The sequence below is a fragment of the Dendronalium sp. ChiSLP03b genome, assembly GCF_034531165.2.
Classification (GTDB): domain Bacteria; phylum Cyanobacteriota; class Cyanobacteriia; order Cyanobacteriales; family Nostocaceae; genus Dendronalium; species Dendronalium minutum.
In genome coordinates this window covers 62749-86822 of sequence record NZ_JAVRBR020000016.1, presented here as the reverse complement: position 1 = coordinate 86822, position 24074 = coordinate 62749, and the positions used below count along the sequence as shown (strand labels likewise).

16 protein-coding genes are annotated in these 24074 nt (G+C 39.5%); 6 read left to right on the top strand and 10 right to left on the bottom strand.

Annotated elements, in window-relative coordinates:
• Positions 1-85 precede the first annotated feature (85 nt).
• Positions 86-1981 (bottom strand): hybrid histidine kinase/response regulator HrmK, encoded by a 1896-nt coding sequence (gene hrmK / locus RMY31_RS03595; protein WP_322656900.1) that lies wholly within the window; start codon positions 1979-1981, stop codon positions 86-88.
• A 190-nt stretch (positions 1982-2171) separates the two neighbouring features.
• On the opposite strand from hrmK, the gene RMY31_RS03590 reads away from it, so the two are divergent.
• On the top strand, positions 2172-3038 hold the full coding sequence (locus RMY31_RS03590) for a branched-chain amino acid ABC transporter permease (RefSeq protein ID WP_322656899.1): 867 nt from the start codon (positions 2172-2174) through the stop codon (positions 3036-3038).
• Between the two features lie 22 nt (positions 3039-3060).
• On the opposite strand, the gene RMY31_RS03585 is transcribed toward RMY31_RS03590, so the two are convergent.
• Both RMY31_RS03585 and lipA read right to left on the bottom strand, forming a co-directional pair.
• Positions 3061-3198 carry a photosystem I protein PsaX gene (locus RMY31_RS03585; RefSeq protein ID WP_322656898.1) on the bottom strand — a complete coding sequence of 46 codons (138 nt, stop codon included), beginning with the start codon at positions 3196-3198 and terminating at the stop codon, positions 3061-3063.
• A gap of 289 nt (positions 3199-3487) precedes the next feature.
• On the bottom strand, positions 3488-4393 hold the full coding sequence (gene lipA / locus RMY31_RS03580; RefSeq protein ID WP_322656897.1) for a lipoyl synthase: 906 nt from the start codon (positions 4391-4393) through the stop codon (positions 3488-3490).
• 348 nt (positions 4394-4741) lie between these two features.
• Between lipA and RMY31_RS03575 the strand changes: the two genes are divergently transcribed.
• Both RMY31_RS03575 and RMY31_RS03570 read left to right on the top strand, forming a co-directional pair.
• Positions 4742-5368 (top strand): response regulator, encoded by a 627-nt coding sequence (locus RMY31_RS03575; protein WP_322656896.1) that lies wholly within the window; start codon positions 4742-4744, stop codon positions 5366-5368.
• A 365-nt stretch (positions 5369-5733) separates the two neighbouring features.
• Positions 5734-11403, top strand: coding sequence for an AAA family ATPase (locus RMY31_RS03570; protein WP_322656895.1), 5670 nt, complete (start codon positions 5734-5736; stop codon positions 11401-11403).
• 73 nt (positions 11404-11476) lie between these two features.
• Here the strand turns inward: RMY31_RS03570 and RMY31_RS03565 are convergent, their stop codons facing one another.
• The 7 genes from RMY31_RS03565 to RMY31_RS03535 all read right to left on the bottom strand — a co-directional run bounded on the left by RMY31_RS03565 (position 11477) and on the right by RMY31_RS03535 (position 21534).
• The gene (locus RMY31_RS03565) at positions 11477-13063 is read right to left on the bottom strand and encodes an NAD(P)/FAD-dependent oxidoreductase (RefSeq protein WP_322656894.1); all 1587 of its coding nucleotides are present in this window, start codon (positions 13061-13063) and stop codon (positions 11477-11479) included.
• A gap of 255 nt (positions 13064-13318) precedes the next feature.
• On the bottom strand, positions 13319-14980 hold the full coding sequence (locus RMY31_RS03560; protein ID WP_322656891.1) for a tryptophan halogenase family protein: 1662 nt from the start codon (positions 14978-14980) through the stop codon (positions 13319-13321).
• A gap of 344 nt (positions 14981-15324) precedes the next feature.
• A complete protein-coding gene (locus tag RMY31_RS03555; RefSeq protein ID WP_322656889.1) occupies positions 15325-16041 on the bottom strand; it encodes a hypothetical protein in 717 nt (238 codons plus the stop codon).
• 888 nt (positions 16042-16929) lie between these two features.
• The gene (locus RMY31_RS03550) at positions 16930-17652 is read right to left on the bottom strand and encodes a PEP-CTERM sorting domain-containing protein (protein ID WP_322656887.1); all 723 of its coding nucleotides are present in this window, start codon (positions 17650-17652) and stop codon (positions 16930-16932) included.
• A 647-nt stretch (positions 17653-18299) separates the two neighbouring features.
• Positions 18300-19007: a DevA family ABC transporter ATP-binding protein gene (locus RMY31_RS03545; RefSeq protein ID WP_322656885.1), complete on the bottom strand. Its 708-nt coding sequence runs from the start codon at positions 19005-19007 to the stop codon at positions 18300-18302.
• A gap of 164 nt (positions 19008-19171) precedes the next feature.
• Positions 19172-20347, bottom strand: a complete 1176-nt coding sequence (devC, locus tag RMY31_RS03540; protein WP_322656883.1) for an ABC transporter permease DevC — start codon at positions 20345-20347, stop codon at positions 19172-19174.
• On the bottom strand, positions 20344-21534 hold the full coding sequence (locus tag RMY31_RS03535; protein WP_322656882.1) for an ABC exporter membrane fusion protein: 1191 nt from the start codon (positions 21532-21534) through the stop codon (positions 20344-20346). The genes devC and RMY31_RS03535 overlap by 4 nt, the downstream gene beginning before the upstream one ends.
• Positions 21535-21686: 152 nt before the next feature.
• Between RMY31_RS03535 and RMY31_RS03530 the strand changes: the two genes are divergently transcribed.
• The 3 genes from RMY31_RS03530 to RMY31_RS03520 all read left to right on the top strand — a co-directional run bounded on the left by RMY31_RS03530 (position 21687) and on the right by RMY31_RS03520 (position 24007).
• Entirely contained in the window at positions 21687-22295 is a 609-nt protein-coding gene (locus RMY31_RS03530) for a TetR/AcrR family transcriptional regulator (RefSeq protein ID WP_322656881.1), read from the top strand.
• Positions 22296-22735: 440 nt separating this feature from the next.
• Positions 22736-23230 (top strand): hypothetical protein, encoded by a 495-nt coding sequence (locus RMY31_RS03525; RefSeq protein ID WP_322657084.1) that lies wholly within the window; start codon positions 22736-22738, stop codon positions 23228-23230.
• A 216-nt stretch (positions 23231-23446) separates the two neighbouring features.
• Complete coding sequence (locus RMY31_RS03520) at positions 23447-24007, top strand: pyridoxamine 5'-phosphate oxidase family protein (protein WP_322656880.1); 561 nt, start codon at positions 23447-23449, stop codon at positions 24005-24007.
• The last annotated feature ends 67 nt before the right edge of the window (positions 24008-24074 follow it).

The following is a 24074-nucleotide window of genomic DNA, read 5'->3' as shown; positions in this document are numbered from 1 at the left end:
CCAAAACCCGACAGCACCCAACACATTCCATTTTAGTCAATGGTCAGTAGTCAGTAGTTTTATTTGCCTCTGCTCTTCTGCCCCTCTACGCCTCTGCGCTTCTGCTTCCCTGCCCCTCTGCCCCCTTCTCCCCATCTCCTTCTGCTACTGGTAATAGGCTGTACTTTGCCACCAAACTGGTTAACAGCGGTAAATCAATCGGCTTAGAAATATAATCATTGACTCCAGCAGCCAGACAAGTTTCGCGATCGCCTTTCATCGCCATTGCCGTTTGAGCAATGATCGGAATCTTGCAATACCGCTGATTTTCTCGCAATTGCTGTACTAAGTTAAGTCCATTTCCATTTGGCAGGTTGACATCCATTAAAATTACTGCTGGCTCTAGCTGTGTAAGAACTGCCCACATTTCGACTGCGTTCTGTACCCAACTGACTTGATATCCCAATTTACTCAGATGACTGTACATCAACTCGCCATTGGGTAAGTCATCTTCCACCAGCAAAATCTTCAAAGAAGAACTAGGGATAACACGCAGAGCATATAAAAAAGATTTTGCTCCTTCATCTCCCTTATCTCCTTCATCTCCCTGATCTCCCTCGTCTCCCCCATCTCCTAGCTTCAGGGGAAGAATAATAGTAAAACGCGAGCCTCCATCTATTTCCGATTCTACCTCAACGCAACCACCATGAATTTCAGCGAGTTTTCGCGTTACCGCTAACCCTAAACCAGTACCTTCACTGCGACTAGTTACGGCGTTGGCTATTTGGAAATAGGGTTGAAACAATTGAGCCCGATCTTCTTTAGAGATGCCAATACCGGTATCCCAAACTGTAAAATGTGCAAATACACCTTTTGGTACCACCTGTAAGCCAACAGCGCCTGTGCTGGTAAATTTGAGGGCGTTAAATAGTAAATTCAACAGCATTTGCTTGAGTCGTAAAGGGTCAGCAACTAGAGTTGTGACATCAGGGTCTAGTTCTAGGCACAGTTTCAAACCCTTGTTAGCGGCTTTCTCTTTTACCAATGCCAAAACATTACGACACAACTCTGGCACATTTACGTTTTCCCACTGTACTTCTAGTTGGTTAGCTTCAATTTTGGAGAGATCCAAAATGTCATTGATCAGCGCTAGTAAGTGTTTGCCACTAGACTGAATAATCTTCAAATACTCTTGATGGCGTTCTCTGCTTGGATCGTAACCTTGGGCTAAAAGCAAATGCGTAAAACCAATAATGGAACTCAGCGGTGTGCGGATTTCGTGACTGGTGTTTGCTAAAAATTGGTTTTTGAGTTGATTGGTGCGCTCAAGTTCTTGATTAAAGCTACCTAACTTTTGAGACTGTTGTTGCCAAGATTGTATTTGTCTTACTTGTGCTAATGCAGTAGCACACTGCTTGGCAGCCCTGGACATCAATTGCGATCGCAGTTGAATTTGTGATGCTGTCAGTGGTTCGCGATCGGGTCTTGGGGATGCTGTAGCAATCATTAGCCAGCCTATAACACCGCCATTGTTGGCTAGTTGCCAAGCCTGAGGTGGTTTTTGGTTTTCCAGCTGCTGCAAATCCTTGAGTTCTATTACCTCTTGCAATCTCAAGCACAGCTTTTTGCCTTTTTTGAGTATCACTTCTATGAGCGGAGATTGTGAACCTGGGGATGAAGAAAGAGAAACATAGCAAATCCTAACTGTTTCTTGTGGTTGAAACAGAGCGATACCTACGGCACACTGCGTGAACGCCACTCTACTATTATTCAAAGCACTGTCGAGTTCGTTCACCACAGTTTGGCAAATTGCTGCTTCCGAGCTTCCTGACTGTATGACAGTGGTACAAGCAGAAAGCAGACAATCATTAATGCGACTTTGCAACTGGTTCAGGCTGCGTTCCAGCCACAACTCAGCGCGAAGTTGCTGGATTTTTATCAAATCTTTTGGCGGTGCATCTTTCTGTGAGTTCTGTTCTGGTAAGCTTGAATACTGCTGCATGGTCAACTAGACCGCTGAACAAATTTGGCTTCGCATAAAAATGCGAATGAGATTCTATGTATATTAGCTCACAATTTTTATTTATTTGTAAAACATAACTTATAGTATCGATTGTAACGGATGTACCACCATTATTTTATAAATTCACCCATTTAAAATTTACTGAGAGTAACTTAGTTTAGATAAAACTATGAATACCCAATTCGCTCAACTAATTGTTAACGGAATTGCTGTAGGCAGCATTATTGCTCTAGCAGCAGTTGGACTTACTCTTACCTACGGGATTTTACGGTTATCTAACTTTGCCCACGGTGATTTTCTGACTTTAGGCGCTTATTTAACCCTGCTGGTAAATACTGTTGGGGTAAATATTTGGCTATCGATGGTTCTGGCAGGAGTGGGAACAGTCGCAATGATGTTGTTGTCAGAAAAACTGCTGTGGTCAAGAATGCGAAACCTCCGTGCTACTTCTACTACGTTGATTATTATTTCCATTGGACTTGCATTATTCCTTCGCAATGGAATTATCTTTATCTGGGGTGGCAGGAACCAAAATTACAATGTACCTGTTACCACTGCTTTAGATATCTTCGGTGTAAAAGTGCCGCAAAATCAATTGTTGGTATTAGGGTTAGCAATTTTAGCAATTTTGGCACTGCATTTCCTCTTACAACACACTAAAATCGGTAAAGCGATGCGAGCGGTTGCTGACGATCTAGATTTAGCTAGGGTTTCTGGCATCAATGTAGATCGAGTTATTTTCTGGACTTGGCTGATTGCTGGCACACTCACATCTTTGGGTGGCAGTATGTACGGATTGATTACAGCCGTGCGCCCGAATATGGGATGGTTTTTGATTTTACCCTTGTTCGCCTCAGTTATTTTAGGAGGGATTGGTAACCCCTACGGAGCAATTATCGCAGCTTTAATTATTGGTATTGCTCAGGAAGTCAGTACCCCATGGCTAGGTTCTCAGTACAAACAGGGTATAGCGCTGTTGATTATGATTTTGGTGCTGCTCATCCGGCCCAAAGGTTTATTCAAAGGTACCATTTGAGCAGCACCACTCCACTTCTAAACTATTGAATGATGTGGAAATAATAAGCTGCTACCAAGAAGTTGATAGCAAGCAAGAACAGTGCCCAACCCGTGCGAAAGGGATAGGGAGGTTTAGCGCCACTATCGGCCACTGCGGAACTCTTGCTTTTAGCAGTCATAAGCGTTCTCCTAATGTCAGGACTTTTTAAGAAATACCAAACAGGCGTGCCAATTAGTTAAATTCTTTAAAAATATTTGTGTGGCTTTAGAGATTGGGGACTGGGAAAGAGGACACAAAGACGCGAGGACGCAAAGAGAAATTGCGTACGGAGAGAAGCTAGGAAGGTTTCCCCCGCCCTTGCAAACTTCTCCTATCGGAGACGCTACGCGAACGGGGGACACGGAGAGTTCTTCCCCGCGTCCCCATGTCTCCCACTCTCTGCGTCTTCCTCATCTCCCCCTGCTGCCTCACCCTTCTTCACCTGCATGGTAGGAACTACGAACCAGAGGTCCGGAACGGACGTGGCTGAATCCCATTTCCCATGCTAAACTGCCAAGTCGATCAAATTCCTCCGGTGTCCAGTATTTTTGAACTGGTAGATGATCTAGGGAGGGACGCATATATTGACCAATTGTCAAGCGATCGCATCCCACTGCCCTTAAATCCCTCATTGTTTCGATTACTTCTTCAACAGTTTCACCATGTCCCAGCATTAAACCCGATTTCGTGGGTATTGTCGGATTAATTTCTTTGACTATTGCTAGAACCAAGAGCGAGCGATCGTACTTTGCTCCTCGGCGCACCGGGCCAGTTAACCGTCGCACTGTCTCAACATTGTGATTGAAACAAACTGGCAAAGCTTTGACAATCATAGCTATTCGCTGACGTTGACCTTCTTTCCCAGCACCTGCACCACCCCAAAAATCTGGTGTCAGCACTTCAATTTGGGTATCTGAGTTTAATCGGCGAATCGTCTCCATTGTCTTGACAAAATGACCCGCCCCTCCATCCGATAAGTCATCACGGGCAACAGAAGTCAGCACCACATAACTCAATTCCAGAAGCTTTACTGCCTCTGCTACTTTTTGCGGTTCCTCTGGGTCAATGGGCATCGGTGCATGACCTTTATCTACTTGACAAAAAGCACAAGAACGTGTGCAAATTGGCCCCATTAGTAGAAAAGTTGCAGTTTTTTGGGCGTAACACTCCCCTCGATTAGGGCAACGCCCCTCTTCGCAAATCGTATGAATTTGGCGCTGCTTAATAATGCGTTGTACAGTCGAAAGTTCACTAGCTTTGGCTATTGGGCGGCGTAACCAGTTAGGCATTGCCGTAATTTCCAACCTGAGTTGGGCTGATTGTGATGAAGTCATAGACATTTAAGCAAGATTCAAAGGTGCTGTGGGGCGAGTTTCCTATGCAAGGCTAAAGCCTTAAATATCACGATGACACAAATTTAGAAGCGCACGAATCAGAGTTTTGTAAAACACTTCCAGCAATGAGATTTATACCGAAATATACTATCCCCCAATCAATAAAAATTTTGGATATAGTGGGAGCATTCTCAAGGTCAAGCCCTTCGGGTTCAGCAGTGACGCTCCTACGTCGCTACCGCTAGCGCTAACGCAACCGTCGGCAACCCTTACGGGTTCGGCAGGACTGCGACTGCTTCATGGCGAAGCTGCTATTTACACTTAAATTTTCTGTTAGAGCAATCAGACGTGGCAAGTAACAAAATTTTAGTTATCGATGACACTACAGTTGTCAGGGTAAAAGTAAGAGAAATGTTGCCTCCAGGCAATTTCGAGGTATTAGAAGCAAAAGATGGTTTGGAAGGACTCAATCTCATCCGTCAGGAAAAACTCAGTTTAATCATGTTGGATTTCCTGTTGCCTAAAATGAGTGGCTGGGAAGTTTTCCAGCAAGTTCAGGCTCACCCTGAGTTAAGAAAAATTCCTTTGGTGATCATGTCTGGTCGAAAGGAAGAGGTGACGGAAAAAATCTCAGAACCTTTTGAGTATTTTGAATTTTTGAACAAGCCTTTCGACCAGAAGCAACTAATTGGCGCAATTAAGTTAGCGATGACAAAAGCTAAACTACCGCGCCAGGAATCAGTCCCAGTAGCATCTGTTGCGGCTACAAATGGTTCAGCAACAGCCGTTGCTACAAATGGCGCAGTAGCAGCAGTCAGCGCTACAAATGGCACAACAACTTCTGATACTGTGGCAGTTTCCTCCGCAGAAATTGAAGCACTGAATGATAAAATTGCCAAAATGCAAGCAGAAATTGATGGTTTGAAGAAACAGCTAACTCAAGTTGTAACTTTTATTAAACAGAAAATTAAGTAGCACTATATCTGGGTCTTCTGACTAGCAAGGATGATTAACCTCAACTGCCGTGTCATGCAAAGCTGCAATATATTTAAGAAACCTGCCAAAATTTACTTTTTAGCTAAAGGTAACGGCAGGTTTTTTTGTTATGGAAATTACATATTTTTGTAATTTAGAATTTACAATCCGGAATTATTGATGTTTGAGACTATAATTTACAGTTTTGAGAGTACTACATTGGGTGCTGTAATATTTATTTAAATTAATTTATTATTAAATTATAAACTAAACAAATCGAACACAAAGTTTTAACAATTTAATAGATGTTGTCAGCCTTGCGATGGGAATACTGAACAATAGAAAAAATATGAGCAAAGGCTATAATGTTAGTAGCATTAGATGTATATCCTATAATAGGCTATCAAATTACTGAGCAAATTTACTCAGGCAGTAAAACTCTGGTTTATCGGGGTATCAGAGAAAAAGACCAACAATCGGTTATACTGAAGCTGATGCGAAATGAATACCCTACTTTCGTGGAAATTGCTCAGTTTCGTAATCAATACACCATCACTAAAAACCTTGAAATTCCTGGTATAGTCCAACCCCATAGCTTAGAAAACCACCGTAATGGCTATATTTTAGTAATGGAAGATTTTGGTGGTATATCCCTCAAAGACTGGCGACACATACAGCAAAGGATTGGGAAAAATCCTGTTTCTTTGAGTGAGTTTTTTCACATTGCCACTGAAATCTCTTCCACCCTTGAAGGATTACATCGTCATCGCATCATTCATAAAGACATTAAACCAGCTAATATTTTAATTCATCCAACAACGGGTGATGTCAAACTCATCGACTTCAGTATTGCTACCCTCTTACCAAAAGAAATCCAAGTTCAGACAAATCCCAATGTTTTAGAAGGTACTCTTGCTTACATTTCCCCCGAACAAACGGGGCGCATGAACCGAGGCATTGACTACCGTACTGACTTTTATTCCTTGGGTGTTACTTTCTTTGAACTCCTGACTGGACAGTTACCCTTCAGCACTACTGAACCAATGGAGTTAGTTTATTCTCACATTGCTAAGGAGCCACCAAAAGCAAATTATATTAACCCTAATATTCCCCCAATCTTGTGTGAGATTATCAGCAAACTGATGGCTAAAAATGCCGAAGACCGCTATCAGAGTGCTATGGGACTCAGACATGACTTAGAGATTTGTCGAAACCAGTGGCAAGAAACCGGAAATATTACACACTTTGAGTTAGGAGTTCGGGATATCTCTAATTGTTTTGTCATCCCCGAAAAACTTTATGGTCGCCAACGGGAAGTTGAAACTTTACTCACTACTTTTGAGCGTGTGGCAAGCGGTCAACCTGAAATCATATTAGTCGTGGGTTCCTCTGGTATCGGCAAAACCGCTGTAGTTAATGAAGTTCACAAACCCATTGTGCGACAGCGAGGTTACTTCATCAAAGGGAAATTTGACCAGTTTCAACGTGAGATACCCTTGTCTGGATTAGTGCAAGCATTTCGGGATTTAATTGAGCAAATTCTTTCAGAAACCGATGAACAAATTCAACGATGGAAAGTCAAAATTTTATCGGTATTGGGTACACAAGCTCAGGTAATTACTGATGTGATTCCCGAACTCGAAAGAATTATTGGCAAGCAAACACCAGTTGCAGAAATTTTTGGTAGTGCTGTCCAAAATCGCTTCAATTTACTGTTTCAGCGATTCATCCAAGCCTTCACTAATAAAGAGCATCCTCTGGTCATATTTATAGATGACTTGCAATGGGCAGATACAGCTTCTTTAAACCTTATCCAATTATTAATAGGTGAAAATACATCTTCTCCTCTTGTAGGTAAGACAGAGAATATAGGCGAAACTCAAGGTAGTTTTTTGCTAATAGGTGCATACAGGGATAATGAAGTTTCACATACACATCCCTTATATTTAACACTAAAAGAAATTGCCAAAACTGGAATAAATCTTAATACTATTAAACTGTCTTCTTTAACTCAGACAGATTTAAATTACTTAGTTGCGGATACACTTCATTGCCAGGAAATAGCTGCTGTCCCCTTGACACAAATGATATTTGCTAAAACTAAGGGCAACCCGTTCTTTGCAACTAAATTTCTCAAATCTTTACATGATGATGGACTAATTACATTAAACTTTGAAGCTAGTCATTGGCAGTATGAAATTGAAAACATTAAAGTACTATCTTTGACAGATGATGTAGTAGAATTTATGGCAATACAAATAGAAAAATTGCCAAAAAACACGCAAAACATACTAAAATTAGCGGCTTGTATTGGAAGTAAGTTTGATTTAAAGACTATAGCTATTATTAATGAAAAATCTATAGTAGATACAGCATCAGACTTATGGAAAGCTTTACTTGAAGGACTAGTTTTATCTCAAAATGAGCTTTACAACTTTTTACCAGAAGATGATAACCAACAGGTAATGGTTGGTGAAAAAAATACAAACGAAATACAAATTAGTAATAATCAGTTACCTAGATATAAATTTGTCCACGATCGGGTACAGCAAGCCGCTTATTCTCTGATACCTGAAAATGAAAAAAAGTCAATTCACTTAAAAATTGGGCTACTACTATTAAGCAATGTTCCCCTTGCCGAACAAGAAGACAAGATTTTTGATCTTGTCAATCAGTTCAATATTGCAGTGGAATTGATTACTCATCAAGCTAAGCGTAATGAGTTGGCTATGATGAATCTGACTGCTGGACGTAAAGCTTTGGCATCAACAGCTTACTCCGCTGCGGTTAAGTATTTAAATACTGGGCTGGAACTATTGGCAGATGATAGTTGGCAAACTAAATATGAGCTAACTCTAGCCTTGTATGAGACGGCAGCAGAAGCGGCATACCTCAGTGGCGACTTTCAGCAGATGGAGAAATTAGCAGAGGTTGTATTGGCAGAAGCTAAAATACCTCTGGAAAAAGTAAAAGTTTATGAAGTGATTATTCAGGCATATGGGGCGCAGAATAAAGCACAAGAAGCTGTTAAGGCTGGATTAGCTTTTTTGAAGTTGTTAGGAGTAAATTTTCCCGAACATCCTAGTCAGAGTGATGTTGAGAAAGAAATGGAACTAACAGCCTCAAATCTCGCCCATCAAAATATTGAAGACTTAATTGACCTACCAGAGATGACGGCAGCAGAACCACTGGCAGTGATGCGTATTTTATCTAGTGCGATCGCTCTTGCCTATCAAGCTGTTCCTGAACTCATGCCTCTGATTTGCTTGAAACAGATAAATTTATCACTAAAACATGGGAATTCTCCGTTATCAGCTTATGCATACGTTGTTTACGGGTTAATGCTTTGCGGTCCATTAGAGAATATTGAAGTTGGCTATCAGTTTGGCAAATTAGCTGCAAATTTATTGTCACGCCTCAATGTCAAAGAAATAAAAGCTAAAGTTATTCAAACATTTAATGCACATGTTAGACATTGGAAAGAACCTATCAGAGACATCCTTAAGCCTCTTCTAGAATCTTATTCCAATGCGCTAGAAACTGGAGACTTAGAATTTGCTGCCTATTCTTTGAACGCGTACTGCTACATTTCCTATTTTAGTGGTCAAGAATTGACTGAACTCGAACGAGAGATGGCAACCTACAGTCATGCTGTTAATCAACTTAAACAAAACGTAGTTTTTTATTGGATTGAAATTTATCGACAAACAGTGCTGAATATTATGGGTGCTGTTCAAAATCCCTGTCATCTGAGCGGCGAAGCTTATAACGAAGAAAAAAACCTTCCAGTGCAGATAGAAGCTAATGATGGATGTGCGCTGGCATATCTCTATTTATGTAAGCTTCATTTGTGTTATCTGTTTGCCGATTACCCCCAAGCGATTGAAAATGCTATGAAGGCAGAACAGTATTTGCCTAGTGTAACTGGGCAGTTTGTAGTGCCTAAATTTTATTTTTATAATTCGCTAGCTTGGCTGGCAACTTATCATGATGCCGAACCATCAAAACAAAAAGAAATATTGCATAAAGTAGCAGTTAATCAAGAAAAGTTACGTAAATGGTCAGATAGTATTCCCATAAATTACTTACATAAATTTTATTTAGTAAAGGCTGAAAAGTATCAGGTTTTAGGTCAATATATCCAGGCAATGGATTACTACGATCGCGCCATCACCCATGCTAAAGAATATGAGTACATCCACGAAGAAGCCCTAGCGAACGAACTGGCAGCAAAGTTTTATCTAGAATGGGGCAAAACCAAGATTGCCCAAACTTACTTAATTGATGCCTACTATGGCTACGTTCGCTGGGGAGCATTAGCTAAAGTGAACGACTTGCAACAACGCTATCCTAAATTACTTGTACCTGTTATCCAGCAAGAAAAACTTAACCAAGTTTCCGCTGAGAATAGCAAATCTGACCTGAGCATCACCTTAGTTACACCTAATACTATATCTACTCTTAGTACTAATGAAACCGTCATTGGCTCTAATACAAGCATTTCAGACATGCTGGATTTGACGGCTGTCATTAAAGCTTCTCAAGCACTGGCTGGGGAAATTGAGTTAGAAGAACTTCTTTCTAAATTAATGGAAGTTGTGATGGAGAATGCGGGAGCATCTAAGTGTGTTCTAATTTTGAGTGAAGAGAATAACTCGAACTTAACTGTCACCGCAATTAGTTCTAGTTCCACTTTTGCACCCACCTGCACAGAATTCCCCTCAATTCCCTTGGAGTCTAGTTACCACGTTCCTATTACTTTAATTAACTACGTCAAACGTACACGAGAAATATTAGTCATTGATAATGTAAACGCTCAGGCTTCCTTGGCAGCGGATATCTACATTATCCATGAGGAACCAAAGAGTATATTATGTATCCCAATGATGAACCAAAGCAAATTGTTGGGTATTCTTTACCTAGAAAATAATTTAACCACAGGAGCATTTACACGCGATCGCCTAGAACTCCTCAAACTCTTAACCATCCAAGCAGCAATCTCTCTAGAAAACGCTATGCTCTACAAGAATTTGGCAAAAGCTAACGAGCGCTTGGAAGAATACAACCATATGCTAGAGGAAAGAGTGGTAGTCAGAACAGCAGAACTCAATGAGAAAAATCACAGTTTACGAAAAACTCTACAGGAATTGCAACGCACTCAAACTCAATTAATTCAAAGTGAAAAAATGTCTTCTTTGGGACAAATGGTAGCGGGTATTGCCCATGAAATTAATAATCCGATCAACTTTATTCATGGCAATATTGCTCACACTAGTGATTATGTCCGAAGCTTGCTAGATTTGATTGCTGTTTATCAGCAGGAGTACCCCTATCCTTCCCCTATAGTTGAGGAGAAAGTAGAGGAAATCGATTTAGATTTTCTAGCAGCGGATTTGCCAAAGATTATAGATTCAATGAAAATGGGCAGTTCGCGCATTCGCAACATTGTTCTTAGTCTGCGAAATTTCTCCCGCTTGGATGAGTCTGAAATGAAACCTGTAAATATTCATGAGGGTATTGACAACACCTTGATGATTTTGCAGCACCGACTCAAGAAAACTGGCTCAGATGCCAAGCAACTGATTGATAAACATCTTGCTGAAATTGAAATCATCAAAGAATACGGAAATCTATCAGAAGTGACTTGTTATCCGAGTCAACTCAATCAAGTGTTTATGAATATCGTCAGTAATGCGATCGATGCTTTAGAGGAGTCACTTGTCGGTGGTCAGTGCTCAGTAAAAACAACTGACAACGGACAAATGACAACCAACAAACCAGAGATTCGTATTCGTACTGAACAAGTGGATTCCAATAGCACAATAATTCGGATTGCTGATAATGGTCATGGCATGACAGCAGCGGTGCGGCAAAAGATATTCGATCCATTTTTTACCACCAAGCCAGTAGGTAGTGGTACTGGATTAGGGTTATCGATTAGCTATCAAATTGTTGTTGAAAAACACAAGGGGAAATTAACCTGTAATTCCGAAGTCGGTCAGGGAACTGAGTTTGTAATTGAGATTCCCATGTGATTGTTAGAAAACTTCAACAAATCAATTACCCTGCGCCATCGATTGCTGACTGGTAAAGGTTTACACTCAACAGTCAACTATTGGGTAGTGAGATTTTTTGATTTGTCAGTCCCTCAGCAACACCTGTTTCTAAACTGTCACTGTTCTCGGCATCATTTACAGATGAAAGCCTTTTTCCCCGCAATTCTTGGCGGATGTTTTGGTAAGTGGATGGATTGACTGGCATCATAACTTCTGCTATGCGTTGCCAGCCTTTTTGATGACTCTTTACCCCCATATCTTCTATTAGTTGTTCTAAGTGATGAAAGTTAAATGGGGATACGCATCCTCCATTGCCTCTATCTTGAGGCCACTGAGTCTGCCTCCAGTGCAACTCTGTCTCCATAACTGATATCATTTCCGAGCGTGAGGGTAAAGCCAGGTTACCTTTGACATATTCTGCCAGCCACCAAGCTCCTACCTCCGATGTTAGTTGGGTAAAGAAACTGGAGTTGTAGCCGACAAAACCGATCCGAGGAATATCAGGATGAATCAGATTGCGGTAGAGATGGAAGTAGCCTCGGTCATCGATTAGCAACTGACGATACTTTTCTTCGAGAAAGGGTACATCCTGACGAAATCCAGTCCCAAAAATAACTACGTCTGCCTGCAATCGCTCACCATTTGCTAGTTCTACTCCATCATTGCAAAATCGAGCAATTATTGTCTTTTTAGTTTTGATTTTACCAGCGTACAAATACTTGTAAAAATTTTCGGGTGCGATCGCACTAGAACAGTTCACCGATTGGGACATGGGTTTGTCAGGCAACATCCCACTTGCATCAAGACGGAACTGTAACCGTAGGAGAATCTCGTTTGTCTTCCAAAAAGCCCACACAATGGGTTTTCCGAAAGTGTGTAGCACCTTCTGCATACCTCGAAGTTGGCGATAGGGTAACCAAGCCTCTGAAAAGCGGGTTAACAGAATGTACTTGATATTGACCAAACCCAAGAAAAATTTAGGAACTTTCCACAAGCTTTGACGAAAGACAAGAGTACATTCTTTGGCTAGAGCAACAGCGTAGGCAGTTATATCAGTAGCGGATCTACCAAAGCCTACAATAATTACTCGTTTACCCTCGATTTGGCAATTGTCGTTAAACTCAGTGGAATGTAGCACCTGTCCTCCAGATGCAATGAATTCCTCTTTACCAGGTACTAAAGGTATCTTGGGGATATTAAAAAGACCGTTACATACAAGGACGAAGTCAAACTCGTGCTGCTCCTGTTCAATTTCGCCGTTGCTATCATTATGGCAATTAACGTTAACTACCCATCCTGGTTGTACCCCAGTCTTCCTCTTGACCTGAGTGACTTCTGTTTGAAATCGAATTTTCTCTACAAGCCCAAAATTTTGTGCGTAAGATTCTAAGTAATTCCGCATCTGCTCTGCCGTAGGCCACTCTGGGTAGGATGCAGGCATGGGATAATCAGAGAATGCATATGTGTCTCGGGGGTTCTGGGTGGTTAGCCCTACATAAGTCCGAGAAACCTCCCATACACCGCCGAGTCGCTGCTGCTTCTCAAACACAGTTACTTTATAGCCTTCCTCGATAAAGGTCTTAGCTGCGACTAGACCACTAATACCAGCGCCAATGATACAAATATGCTGAATTGTCATATTCATGGAATTGGGTGAATTTCTATTTATGTGAGAATGCCCCTAATTTCGTCAAAAGTAGAATTCTCATCACCTTTATTTTGAGGCTATTTTCAAGATAGGAAACTTATTTTCTCTCCAAAGATATAAAAAAGTGTTACAGCGTTCCTAAGGAGGATATGAACAAGTTAAAAGCCATAGACAGGAGATCGGCTTTGTTCATCCTAAATTGGATTGCTGTAACTCTTAATAAAGGTAAAAATGCTTTTTGAGCTTCTATGAAATTGGCACAGTGGTTTGATTTGCCCAATCACTCACTAGTGAGGAATCTATTTTATTTTCATTGAGATACTCTGACTGCTCTTGAGACTTAATTACATAATTTAAGTATTCATACTGAGACGGCAAAGTACTACGTAGGTAATTAGCTTTTTCCTGTATTGCCAGAAATGCCGCCTTGGCATTTTGGTCTGCAATATGCTCTAGAACAGGTAAACTGCTTTCAGGTAGGTAATTTAACCCAAGTAGCATCACTGAATAAGAGTAAGATTCAAAGCCATGATATTTCGGATTGATGCTCTTGTTATTTGGCAGTCTATTTTTCCATAATCTCAACTTTTCACGTAATTCCTCTGGAACTTGGATTTCGTGCTTAGTTGCCTTCCAAAACTCTGTATCTGCTCGATCGCTGGCACAATAATGGAGTGTTAAGAACTCTCGGACACCATCTATGCAGTTAGCGATCGCTCTATTGTAGCTGCGAATCAGCTCCTCATTGCACGATTTTTTGGGAAAGTGGCTAACTAACTCTTCAATTCCATGCTGAATAAAGAATATCCCGGTAGACTCTAATGGTTCTACAAATCCACTGGAAAGACCAATTGCTACACAATTTTTCACCCATGAGTTTCTGTTTCGTCCAATTCTCATCTTGATATGGGATGCTTTGCAATTGGTAAAAGCATCTCCTAAATGCTCTCGAAATTCCTTTTCTGCTTCTTCTGGAGAGATAAACGCACTTGAGTAAACATACCCCGTACCACTTCTGCCATATAAAGGTATGTTCCAGACCCAACCAGATGAAAGCGCGGTTGCTGTTGTGTAGGGGTTAATGCCATTTTTCTTAATATCTGTTGGTAACTGCATGGCAATTGCACTGTCGCACAGTAGTGACTCCGAAAAAGAAATGAATGGCTCACCAAGAGCTTTGTTGATTAGCAGTCCTCGAAAACCAGTACAATCTACGAAAAGGTCGCTACTAATACTGCCATGCTCTTTGGTTTTGATGGAATCTATGCTTCCATCCTCTGTTAGCTTTACGTCTACTACATCATCAACAATTTGTTTCACGCCTCTCTGCATTGCATAATCTTTCATAAATCTTGCAAGTAGGTTTGCGTCAAAATGATAGGCGTAAGGATACTGAACTTTTAAATTATCTAGGATGTTTTTCTTGACAATATGGTCGCGGGAAAATAAATTTTGAACTTTATTATCAAAAACTTTTCCATCAAGGTATCTAGGCGACCTTTGATTGTCACATAGCCAGGGGATTAAAAAGCAAGCATAATCGAATGCTTCCTGGTTTCTCTTCATTTTCAGCCACCATTCGGAGATATCAAAGCCGTCTATTACTTCATATCTCTGAAAAGGATGGTAGAAATGTTTTTTCTGGGCATTCCAGTTAACAAACTTAATTGCCATTTTATAAGTAGCATTGCATTTTGGCATCCATTCGTGTTCTTGTAGACCCAGAAAATCAAAGAATACTTTGATAGTACTGAAAGTGGCTTCACCAACTCCAACTGTTGTGATATTTGATGATTCAACTAGAGTAATTTGAACATTTCTTTCTAAGGCTTTACTTAGATAAGCAGCAGTCATCCAACCAGCCGAACCACCACCAACAATTACGATATTCTCTACATTTTGTGACATAAATAAAGTTACTACTGAAGGTTTACTGAAATTGCTAAAAATCTATAACCAAAGACTAAATATTTCATCTCTTGAGAAAATGACCACGCCCTTCGGGCATTTAACTAGAAATAGGTAATAGTGGAAAAATCTGCTCGGTTCTTGGGACATTAGCACCATTATTTATGAACAAAATAAAAACCTTCTTCTCACTCTGGCGTAGCGCAAAAAAAGTGAGAAATGCAGTCTTTAGCTTTGCCCAATTGGAGCGATTTTTTCAAGATAAATAAGTCCTTGTCCAAATTCCCTAATTTTAATTATGAAATGAGGATTTGCTTGTTGCCTGTTCCCTGTTAGCTTCTAAACTAAATAAGCTCGTACTTTTGTTGGAAATTTTTGTGATTGTTGGCATAAATCAAAAGTCCATTGATAAATTTGCCAAAACATTCAAATAATATTTCGACTAATTCAAAAGCTTCTTGTCGAGTTTCTTCTGATAATTCTATGTCTTCGATAAATTTTTCTATGTCAGATGAGCCTGTCATATGTCCGGTTTCCACAGCTAGATGGAAATCTGCAAAATAGCGACATTGTTTGTTGGTAATTGCTTTAATTTCTTTACTAATTTTTGCTGCATGGGAAAACATAATATTTCCCGTTGCTTCGGTAACTTCAATTATTATTAACTTTTGGATAGGAGTAGCTTGTGAAGTATATCGACAAAGTTGATAATTCAACCAGCGACTATTCTTCGTCTCATCACTCCAAAGAAATCTTAAGGCATTACTGAATTTTAGTGGTTGGTCAAGTTCAAGTTTATCTAAGTCTTCTAAAAACCAAAGCCAGTGATGGTCATCTTCATAAGTATGTTTGTTAATTATTGCTTGAATCGGATCGCTAGTTGGTTCTTCTCGAAAATAATATTTGTTTAGTTCTCCGAAGTTCATAATAAAAGGAGCAGCACAGGGTGCCCAAGCTAGCCTTTGTCTAGGGTCTATACTTTTATCTTTCATAAATTCAAATAAAGGCAATTGGGCAAACTCTTGCTTTTGTTTTTCAATCAATGCAAGTATTTCTTTCATCTGGAATAACCCATAGGTAAATGATACACTTGTGTGTCTGTCAATGGAGTTTAAAAAACACCAAATCCTACAAACTTTTTAGGAAAAATTAGAAAAAATCTAAGCCGAATTTAGCTTTATATATGTTGTTATAGATAAAGCTTGATTAGCTAAGAATATTTAATTGCTGAAAAATCGCGATTGCAAGCTTTGGGCAAAGTCTATAGAAGTTACATACTCAACTTCTGAGTAGTCTAGTTCTATAGTAATTAAGGTCAGTATATAGATTTTCTTCAAAGACAAGACTATTGGAAATAACACTACTGTTAATAGTGTTTAAAGATGTGGTTGATTGTTTAACAACCTTACCCGTACATTATTGTTATTTTTTTTATAAAAAATGATAACCGCGATTATATGTATTTATAAAACTTTAATGACTACACTGATACTAATACTTAGTGATGCAACAAATAAATTATGTAAATAGATAGATATACTCTTGCCTGTTTTTACATAGGTTATTAAGTAGCTGAATACAGTTCAGTTAACGCAAAAAACTAACGTAGGCGTAAGTTAGGGAACCATTCATATGCGGTGAACCACTTGCGGTGGAAGGGTTTCCCGGCATAAGCAAAGTGGTGAACCCGAAGGGGAGTTACGTCTGTTGAGTGAGGTGGTGTTGAGGATTAGAAACTGGGTACTGGAGAAGTATTCTAAAATATGTTCTCTGTTAAATCCCCTTCCATAATTTTTCCGCTCTTTACCTAATCCCTAGTCCCCAATTCTCTATACCTGTTGCTAAATATTCATATCAAGCCTGATACATAAAGCTTGCCATGTACTAGGCTTGATATAAGAACTAAACCCGATGTTTCCGAGTTACATAAACACCCGAACCTATGCAGTTTAGCGTGCTTGTCGTTTCCGCTTTATCCACCATCCCATAACGCCAGCAACCACTGTCCCACCAAGGGTTAGAGGTTCGGGTGCTGAAGCAGTTGTGACCACAAGCTTAACAGGTGTATCAGCACTGTATGCAAACAGATACTGATATGCTGGTTCAAGATCGTCTAGAAGCGCGGCTCCAATTGAAAAATATTTTTGATCGTTTGTATTAATATCTGCAATAGCGTTCGAGTTTAGAGAAAAACTGAGAATTTCATTTTCATCACCAGAAGAGCTGACTTTGAAATTTCCATAACTTTTTCCACTCCCTAAATCGTTATAAATACTAAAATCAGGGTTGTTAATTTTCTGATTGAGTGCGATCGCAGGTGTGGAAACATCAAAAAAACCTAAAGTATGAATTGAACGTCCGAAACCTTCAAATCGCTGAATTTTTAGAGTTGCTGAAGAGACAGGCTGGTTTCCTAAAGCAGCAAGGTCAAATGTAAAAAAGCTACGATAAACTGTTGTTCTCAATTTTCCAGTCAGATAGTTGTCATTGTCATTGCTGTTATAGTCAAAATTAGAAGTGTACGTATTCCACCAACCTTGATTGTTATAGCCTTCTGTAAACTGGCTATCTGACGTACTTAAAGTAACACTTGATGCCTGAACACTACTCATCATTCCTAATCCAAAACTAACAATAGCAACGCCGGATGCCACTTTGCAACGCTTTTTCATGTTTATGCAGAGTTGTATAAACTAAAATAACAACTTAAGTAAATGTACAATCTAAATCTAAATATTTAAAGTATAAAATTAGTAACTTTATAAAAAAAATATACTAGACTTACAAGATTTTTACTTAATATAGCAATCCGATTAATTTACACTTTTTATATTTAAAAGTAAATGAGTTATACAAAGTTTCCTCCTTTTCTTACTTTTCCTACTTTTCCTACTTTTCTTACTTTTATCGGTAGTCAAGTTTTACGCTGAAAACTGTAAATATTTGAATACTACTTATCAACGAATGCAAGCTAACTTTTATTAAAAAAATAATATAAAATAGTTAATAACATGAGCTTCGCTAGGTATGTAACTTTAGATAAAAGAGAATTGTAAGTAAATACGATTTAAATAAGCAACATAGTAGAAAACTTTTTGTGCTACTCGCTCGTATAATCAGTATTTAGGTGGTCAAAGTCATATCACAGTACACAGCAGTTAACTGTTATCATGCAAAATCAAGCGATCGCTTTAATTTTTTCTATCTTCTTTTATTACTCTAGGCAGAAGAAAATAGAAATTGGATTTTCTTAGTGCCATTCGATTCCGAGTTAGTTTTTATTCTGGAACAAGAATTACAACTTTACGAGCTAATTAATTTAAGGGGTTAAACTTAAAACTGCATTATTAGTCAATTTGCCATCTTCCATGTGGACAATGCGATCGGCAACATCCAAAATTCGATTATCGTGAGTAACAAGCACTATGGTGCAGCCTTGTTCTTTCGCTAACGTCTGCATTAGATTGACTACATCTCGACCGGATTTACTATCTAAGGCAGCAGTTGGTTCGTCAGCCAGAACGATTTGAGGATTGTTGACTAAAGCACGAGCGATCGCAACTCGTTGTTTTTGTCCTCCAGACAAATCATCAGGATAATAGTTGAGACGATGCCCCAAACCAACATTTTCTAACATTTGAGCAGAACGCTCTAGCATCTGTTTTAGTGACAAATGGTTGTGTAGTTCCAAGCCCATTTTGACATTTTGTAAAGCAGTTAGACTATTGTGCAAGTTGTGTGCTTGAAAGATGTAGCCGTTATGTCGTCGTGCTAACGTCATTTCTTTTGCACTGGCACCACACAGCTCTCGCTTTAAGACTTTCAAACTTCCACCAGATTGAGCAGAACGCAGTCCACCAATCAGGGTGAGTAATGTAGTTTTGCCAGAACCGGAAGGCCCAGTCATAATAACAATTTCACCAGCATTAATTTCTAAGTTGATATCAAATAAAACTTGTTTTTGTAATTGACCTTGACCAAAGTAGTGATTGAAATTTTGAATATAAATTATAGGTTCGTTAGTCATAATACTAATTTGTAATTAAGTAGAAAGGTGCAAATCAACCAAACTATGTAACGAAAAGTAAAGGTGCTTGAAAGCCTCTTCCCTTCTGCCCTCTGCCCTCTGCCTTTTGCCTTGCCATAACGACAATTTTTAACACCGACCTACTTAATTTCTTCTAACTTCTGTTAAAACATATCAGCAGGATCGGCAGATTGTAGTTTACGAGTAGCGATCGCTCCTGAAATTCCACACATAATGATGGTTAAAATCAAAACAAGCGTTGCTCTGGAAAATTTCATGGAAATGGGTAGTGCAGTGGCATTTGCGGCCAATTGATAAAGCCCGATTGGTAACACCAAACCCGGCATAAATCCTAAAAATGCCAGAATAATTGCTTCTTCAAAAACTACTGCTAGTAAGTATTGATTACGGTATCCCATTGCTTTGAAAGTGGCATATTCTTTTATATGACTGTTAACATCAGTTGAAAGTACCTGATAAACAATCACAACACCCACTACAAATGCCATTGCTGTTCCCAATCCAAAGATGAATCCAATTGGACTTTCTTTCTGCCAGTAACTCTCCTCAAAAGCGATATATTCTTCATGAGTGAAAACTCTGACATCATTGGGAAGATAAGATTCTAATGCAGTGGCCACCTGCTTTGAGTTATATCCAGGTTTGAGTGCGATTAATCCCAGGTTGATGCTGGCTGCTTCTCGTCGGGGGAAAAAATGCAAGAAGGTTTGGTCGCTGGCGATCAAAATTCCATCAGCACCAAAGGATGCTCCTAATGTAAATAATCCGCTAATTGTAACGGTACGGCGCTCGATTTCCGTGGTAACAATTTTTCCTTGCTCAACTTGAGCGATCGCATCCTGATAACTTCCCCTAGAATTGCGATCGAACAAAACCCGATCTGGCAGCTTGACTTTATGCAACTGCTGATTCACTTCCGGCAAGTTCAAGGCAGGTTGTTCAGGAGAAAAACCTATCACTTGCATAGATGTATCTTTGCGAGTCTCAGGATGTTTCCAAGTAATCGTGTTGGAGTAAAACGCTTGTGTTAATTCGACTCCCGGAATATCCTTGGCCTGATACAAACGTCGCCGTGAGAATGTACCCAAATTTTGTGTATTTCGCGCTTGGGGGCTGACCAACACAATATCTGCATTTAAGCTGCGACTCAGTTTTGTGTTGCTATCGTACAAAGCGCTTTGAAAGCCAAGCTGCATAAACATCAACACATCAGCAAAAGCAATGCCTGATAATGCCACAAGAAGACGGCCTTTTTCTTTGCTCAGTTGCAGCCATCCGAGCGGTGTCCGCCGTTGAAATTGCTCGATGAATGCGATCATTGTTCGATTTGGGCTGTAATTTGTAAATTGCTAAATTTAGCAGCTTTTTTACTTGAGGCTGCATCTAAAGCTATATGCACTTCGACCACCCTGGCATCAATATTGGTGCTGGGGTCAGTGTTGATAATGTTCTGCCGTCGGACTTGGGAGTCGATACGTTCTATTTTTCCTAGTAGTTCGCCTGGAATGGAATCGCTGCTGATTCGCACTTTTTGTCCGAGTTTGACTTTACTAATGTCGCTTTGATAGACTTCTGCAACCGCATACATCCGCTCAGTCTGCCCAATTTCGATAATGCCATCATTCCCAACCACTTCTCCCGCATGGGTATGAATTTCTAAAATTTCACCATTCATCGGCGATCGCACATAAGCTCGATCGAGTTCGGCTTTTGCTTGCTTCATAGCTGCAACAGCGCGATCGACTTCTGCTTGGTTTTGTTTCACATCCACCGGACGTACTTCCGAAATCCGCTCTAGATTTGCTCTTGCCTGATTGAGTTGCGCTGGACTAGTCGATTGAATCCGTACTAACACTGCTTTTGCTTCTTGCAAACTCTTCTGTGCGGTCTCTAGAGCTAACTGTTTGCTATCTCGATCTGAAGCAGAGATTGCGCCTTTTTGATACAAGGACTGGTAACGGTTGTACTCTCTCATGGCATTTGTTTGCTCTGATGTTAACCGAGCTACTGTTGCGGTTTGAGCATTAATATCTCCCTGGCGTTGTGCTTCCAGACGATCTATTTCGGCACGTTGAGCATTGATTTCCCCGGTTTTAGCTCCGGCTTTGGTTATCGCCAGTTTTGCTTGGGCAACTTTCACATCTTCCTGTGCTTGCTGATATGCCGCAAAAAGGCGATCGCGGCTGTCCAAAATCGCGATCGCTTGTCCTACCTTGACGCGATCGCCTGGTTTCACCAGTAATTGTTCCACCCGATTGCCGTTATTTGCAGTCGGCGCTGACAACTTAATTATTTCTCCTTGAGGTTCTAAGCGTCCCAAGGCTGTGACTGTTGTGATTTGTGGTGAACTGATTGCTGTAGTTGAATTCCCTACTTGTTGAGTCGATGGCGATCGCCAGATAGCATAAGCAGAAACTCCACCTACAAGAATTAGTGCGCTAGCTGTAATCCCAACCCATTGACGGGATTTAGCAGAAGCAGTGCTGGTTGGTAAGTTTTGAAGCATTAGCAAGCTCCTAGTTATCTCTTAAGAACGAAACGAAACTGTTTCGTCTTTTAGATTAACCTAAACGAAACTGTTTCGTCTTGTCAAGGGTATACTTAAAATTAGGTGAATCACTTTAGTGGATTCTCTAGTCTATTTGCACCCATTGAGTCATGAAATCTAAGAGTTTTGAGCGCGACCTATCTCCTGAAAAGACGGAAGCTATTTTAGATGGAGCAATGCAAGAGTTTTTAGAAAACGGCTATGCTGCCGCCAGAATCGATAAAATTGCAGTGGCGGCAGGTGTTTCTAAAGCAACTATTTACAGGCGCTTTCCTGATAAAGAAAGTCTATTTACAGCACTCATGCAGCAATTGGCTTGCGAAAAAGAGCTTTTCAATTCAACTCAACTCCAATTTGCTCAGGGTGATGTCGCTTCTTTCTTGAAATCGTTTGCAACTATGATGCTGAATCGTGTCGCAGAGGATCCGCAAACCCTGACATTCTTGCGGATTGTGATCGGTGAATCAGGACGCTTTCCAGAATTAGCGAGAGCATTTGTACAGAACATTGAAAAACCGATGTTGGAATCTCTCACCCAATATCTAGCTTCTCAGCCTGAACTAGAACTTCCCGATGCTGAAGTAGCAGCGCGAGCATTCATGGGAACAATGGTTCATTTTGTAATGCTTCGAGATATTCTTCATAGTGGTGATTTAGTGCCAATGGAATGCGATCGCCTCCTGGATAATCTAGTCAAACTAATCATTAGACCTGTATAAAAATTAAACTTGCGTAAAGATAAAATTTTATATTTTATCTTCATAAAACCTAATATGTACTCTATCTAGCTTTTGCGGATTTACAGCATAATAAATCCTATTGACACTCAAAAAAAGAAGCCAGCTTTTAAATATTCATAAAAATAAAAAATTAAATGCCTGTAAACTACTTCAAGTTTATTTGAAAAATAAAAAATAAAAATATTATTATGAAATATGACACTCAGAATATAAAACTGTTACCTTTTGTCACAGAACCAAAATATGTTGTTTTTACTGATTTTGATGAAACTTATCTTGCTCATAAAAATAGAGAGTGTCATAAAAACGATCTCAAATAACTTGAGGAGTATTTATTAAATAAAACACATGAAAAACAATTTTTTTGGTTGGGTTACTGGCAGTAGTTTAAACTCTATATTTTATAAAATAAATATGAATTGAGGTTATTCCCTCATTTTATCGCCAGTAGTTTAGGTACTGAATTAATCTATTTCAATCAAGAACAATATGGTGAAAGAGATAAAATATGGGAAAAAAATCTAATAAAAACTGTATTTTCAGATAAAGTGGTTAATGATTTAGTTAATTTTTTAAAATTAGATAATATAAATTTGATATCTCAACCTCAAATAGAAGATTGTTGTTTCTTAAAAAATTACTATTACTATCAACAAAACAAGCAGCTAGATGCTCAGGCACTATTGAAGATCAAAGATTTAGTTATAAAGGCTAATATTGAAGTAAATATTAGTAAATGTAATCCCTTATCTGGAGATCCCGACAATTGCTATGATGTTGATTTTATCCCTTCAGGAACTGGTAAAAAGCATATAGTAAATTTTATTTTCTGCCTTAAAATTGCAAAGTTTTGCGGTGCATTATCTTTTCTGATCCGACAGTCATCTTCTCTCAAAGTAACATCAAGTACCTAATGTAATGAGTTATTTATGCAACAAAATATTGCTAACATTATTTGGGATGAAATCAAAGTTATGTATAATATACTTACTTGTAAAAGCCGAAGGTATGCGGGAAAATGTGTAGTAACATCAACAACCCAGAGCTAGAAAGAGTATATTGCTCGATTACGAGTTAAAAAATAGGCTGAAGATATGGGAAGTTTGCAAATATGTTAAGTTAGACAGTCTATGGCTAAATTATTTGACTGTATTACTGACGAACTACAAAAGTTTATTGCTACCCAACACCTTTTCTTTGTTGGTTCTGCACCTCTTAGTCCTACAGGTCACGTTAACTTATCTCCCAAAGGATTGGATTGCTTTCGCATCCTCTCTCCTAACCAAGTAGCTTACTTGGATCTCACAGGTAGCGGTAACGAAACTTCCGCCCATCTTCAAGAAAATGGACGAATCACCTTGATGTTTTGCGCTTTTGAGGAACCTCCATGCATTCTGCGTCTCTACGGTCAAGGACACACAATTTTACCAAGTTCCCCTGAATGGAACTCTCTGTACTCTCTATTTTCCCAGATTCCTGGAACTCGTCAAATTATTGTTGCTGATATCGAGAAAGTGCAAACTTCTTGTGGTTATGGCGTACCACTATATAAATATCAAGGTCAACGCCAGACTATAGTAAATTGGGCAAAGAACAAAGGGGAACAAGGAGTTCGAGATTATCAACAACAGAAAAACCTCGTCAGTCTTGACGGTTTACCGACTCCACTGAGTAATACCGTTTCTCCTTGAAATTGCTACAGAAGGCTAGCAGGGGAAGCAGGGTAAATAATTTAGAGGATTGGTATAAATTGCCTTA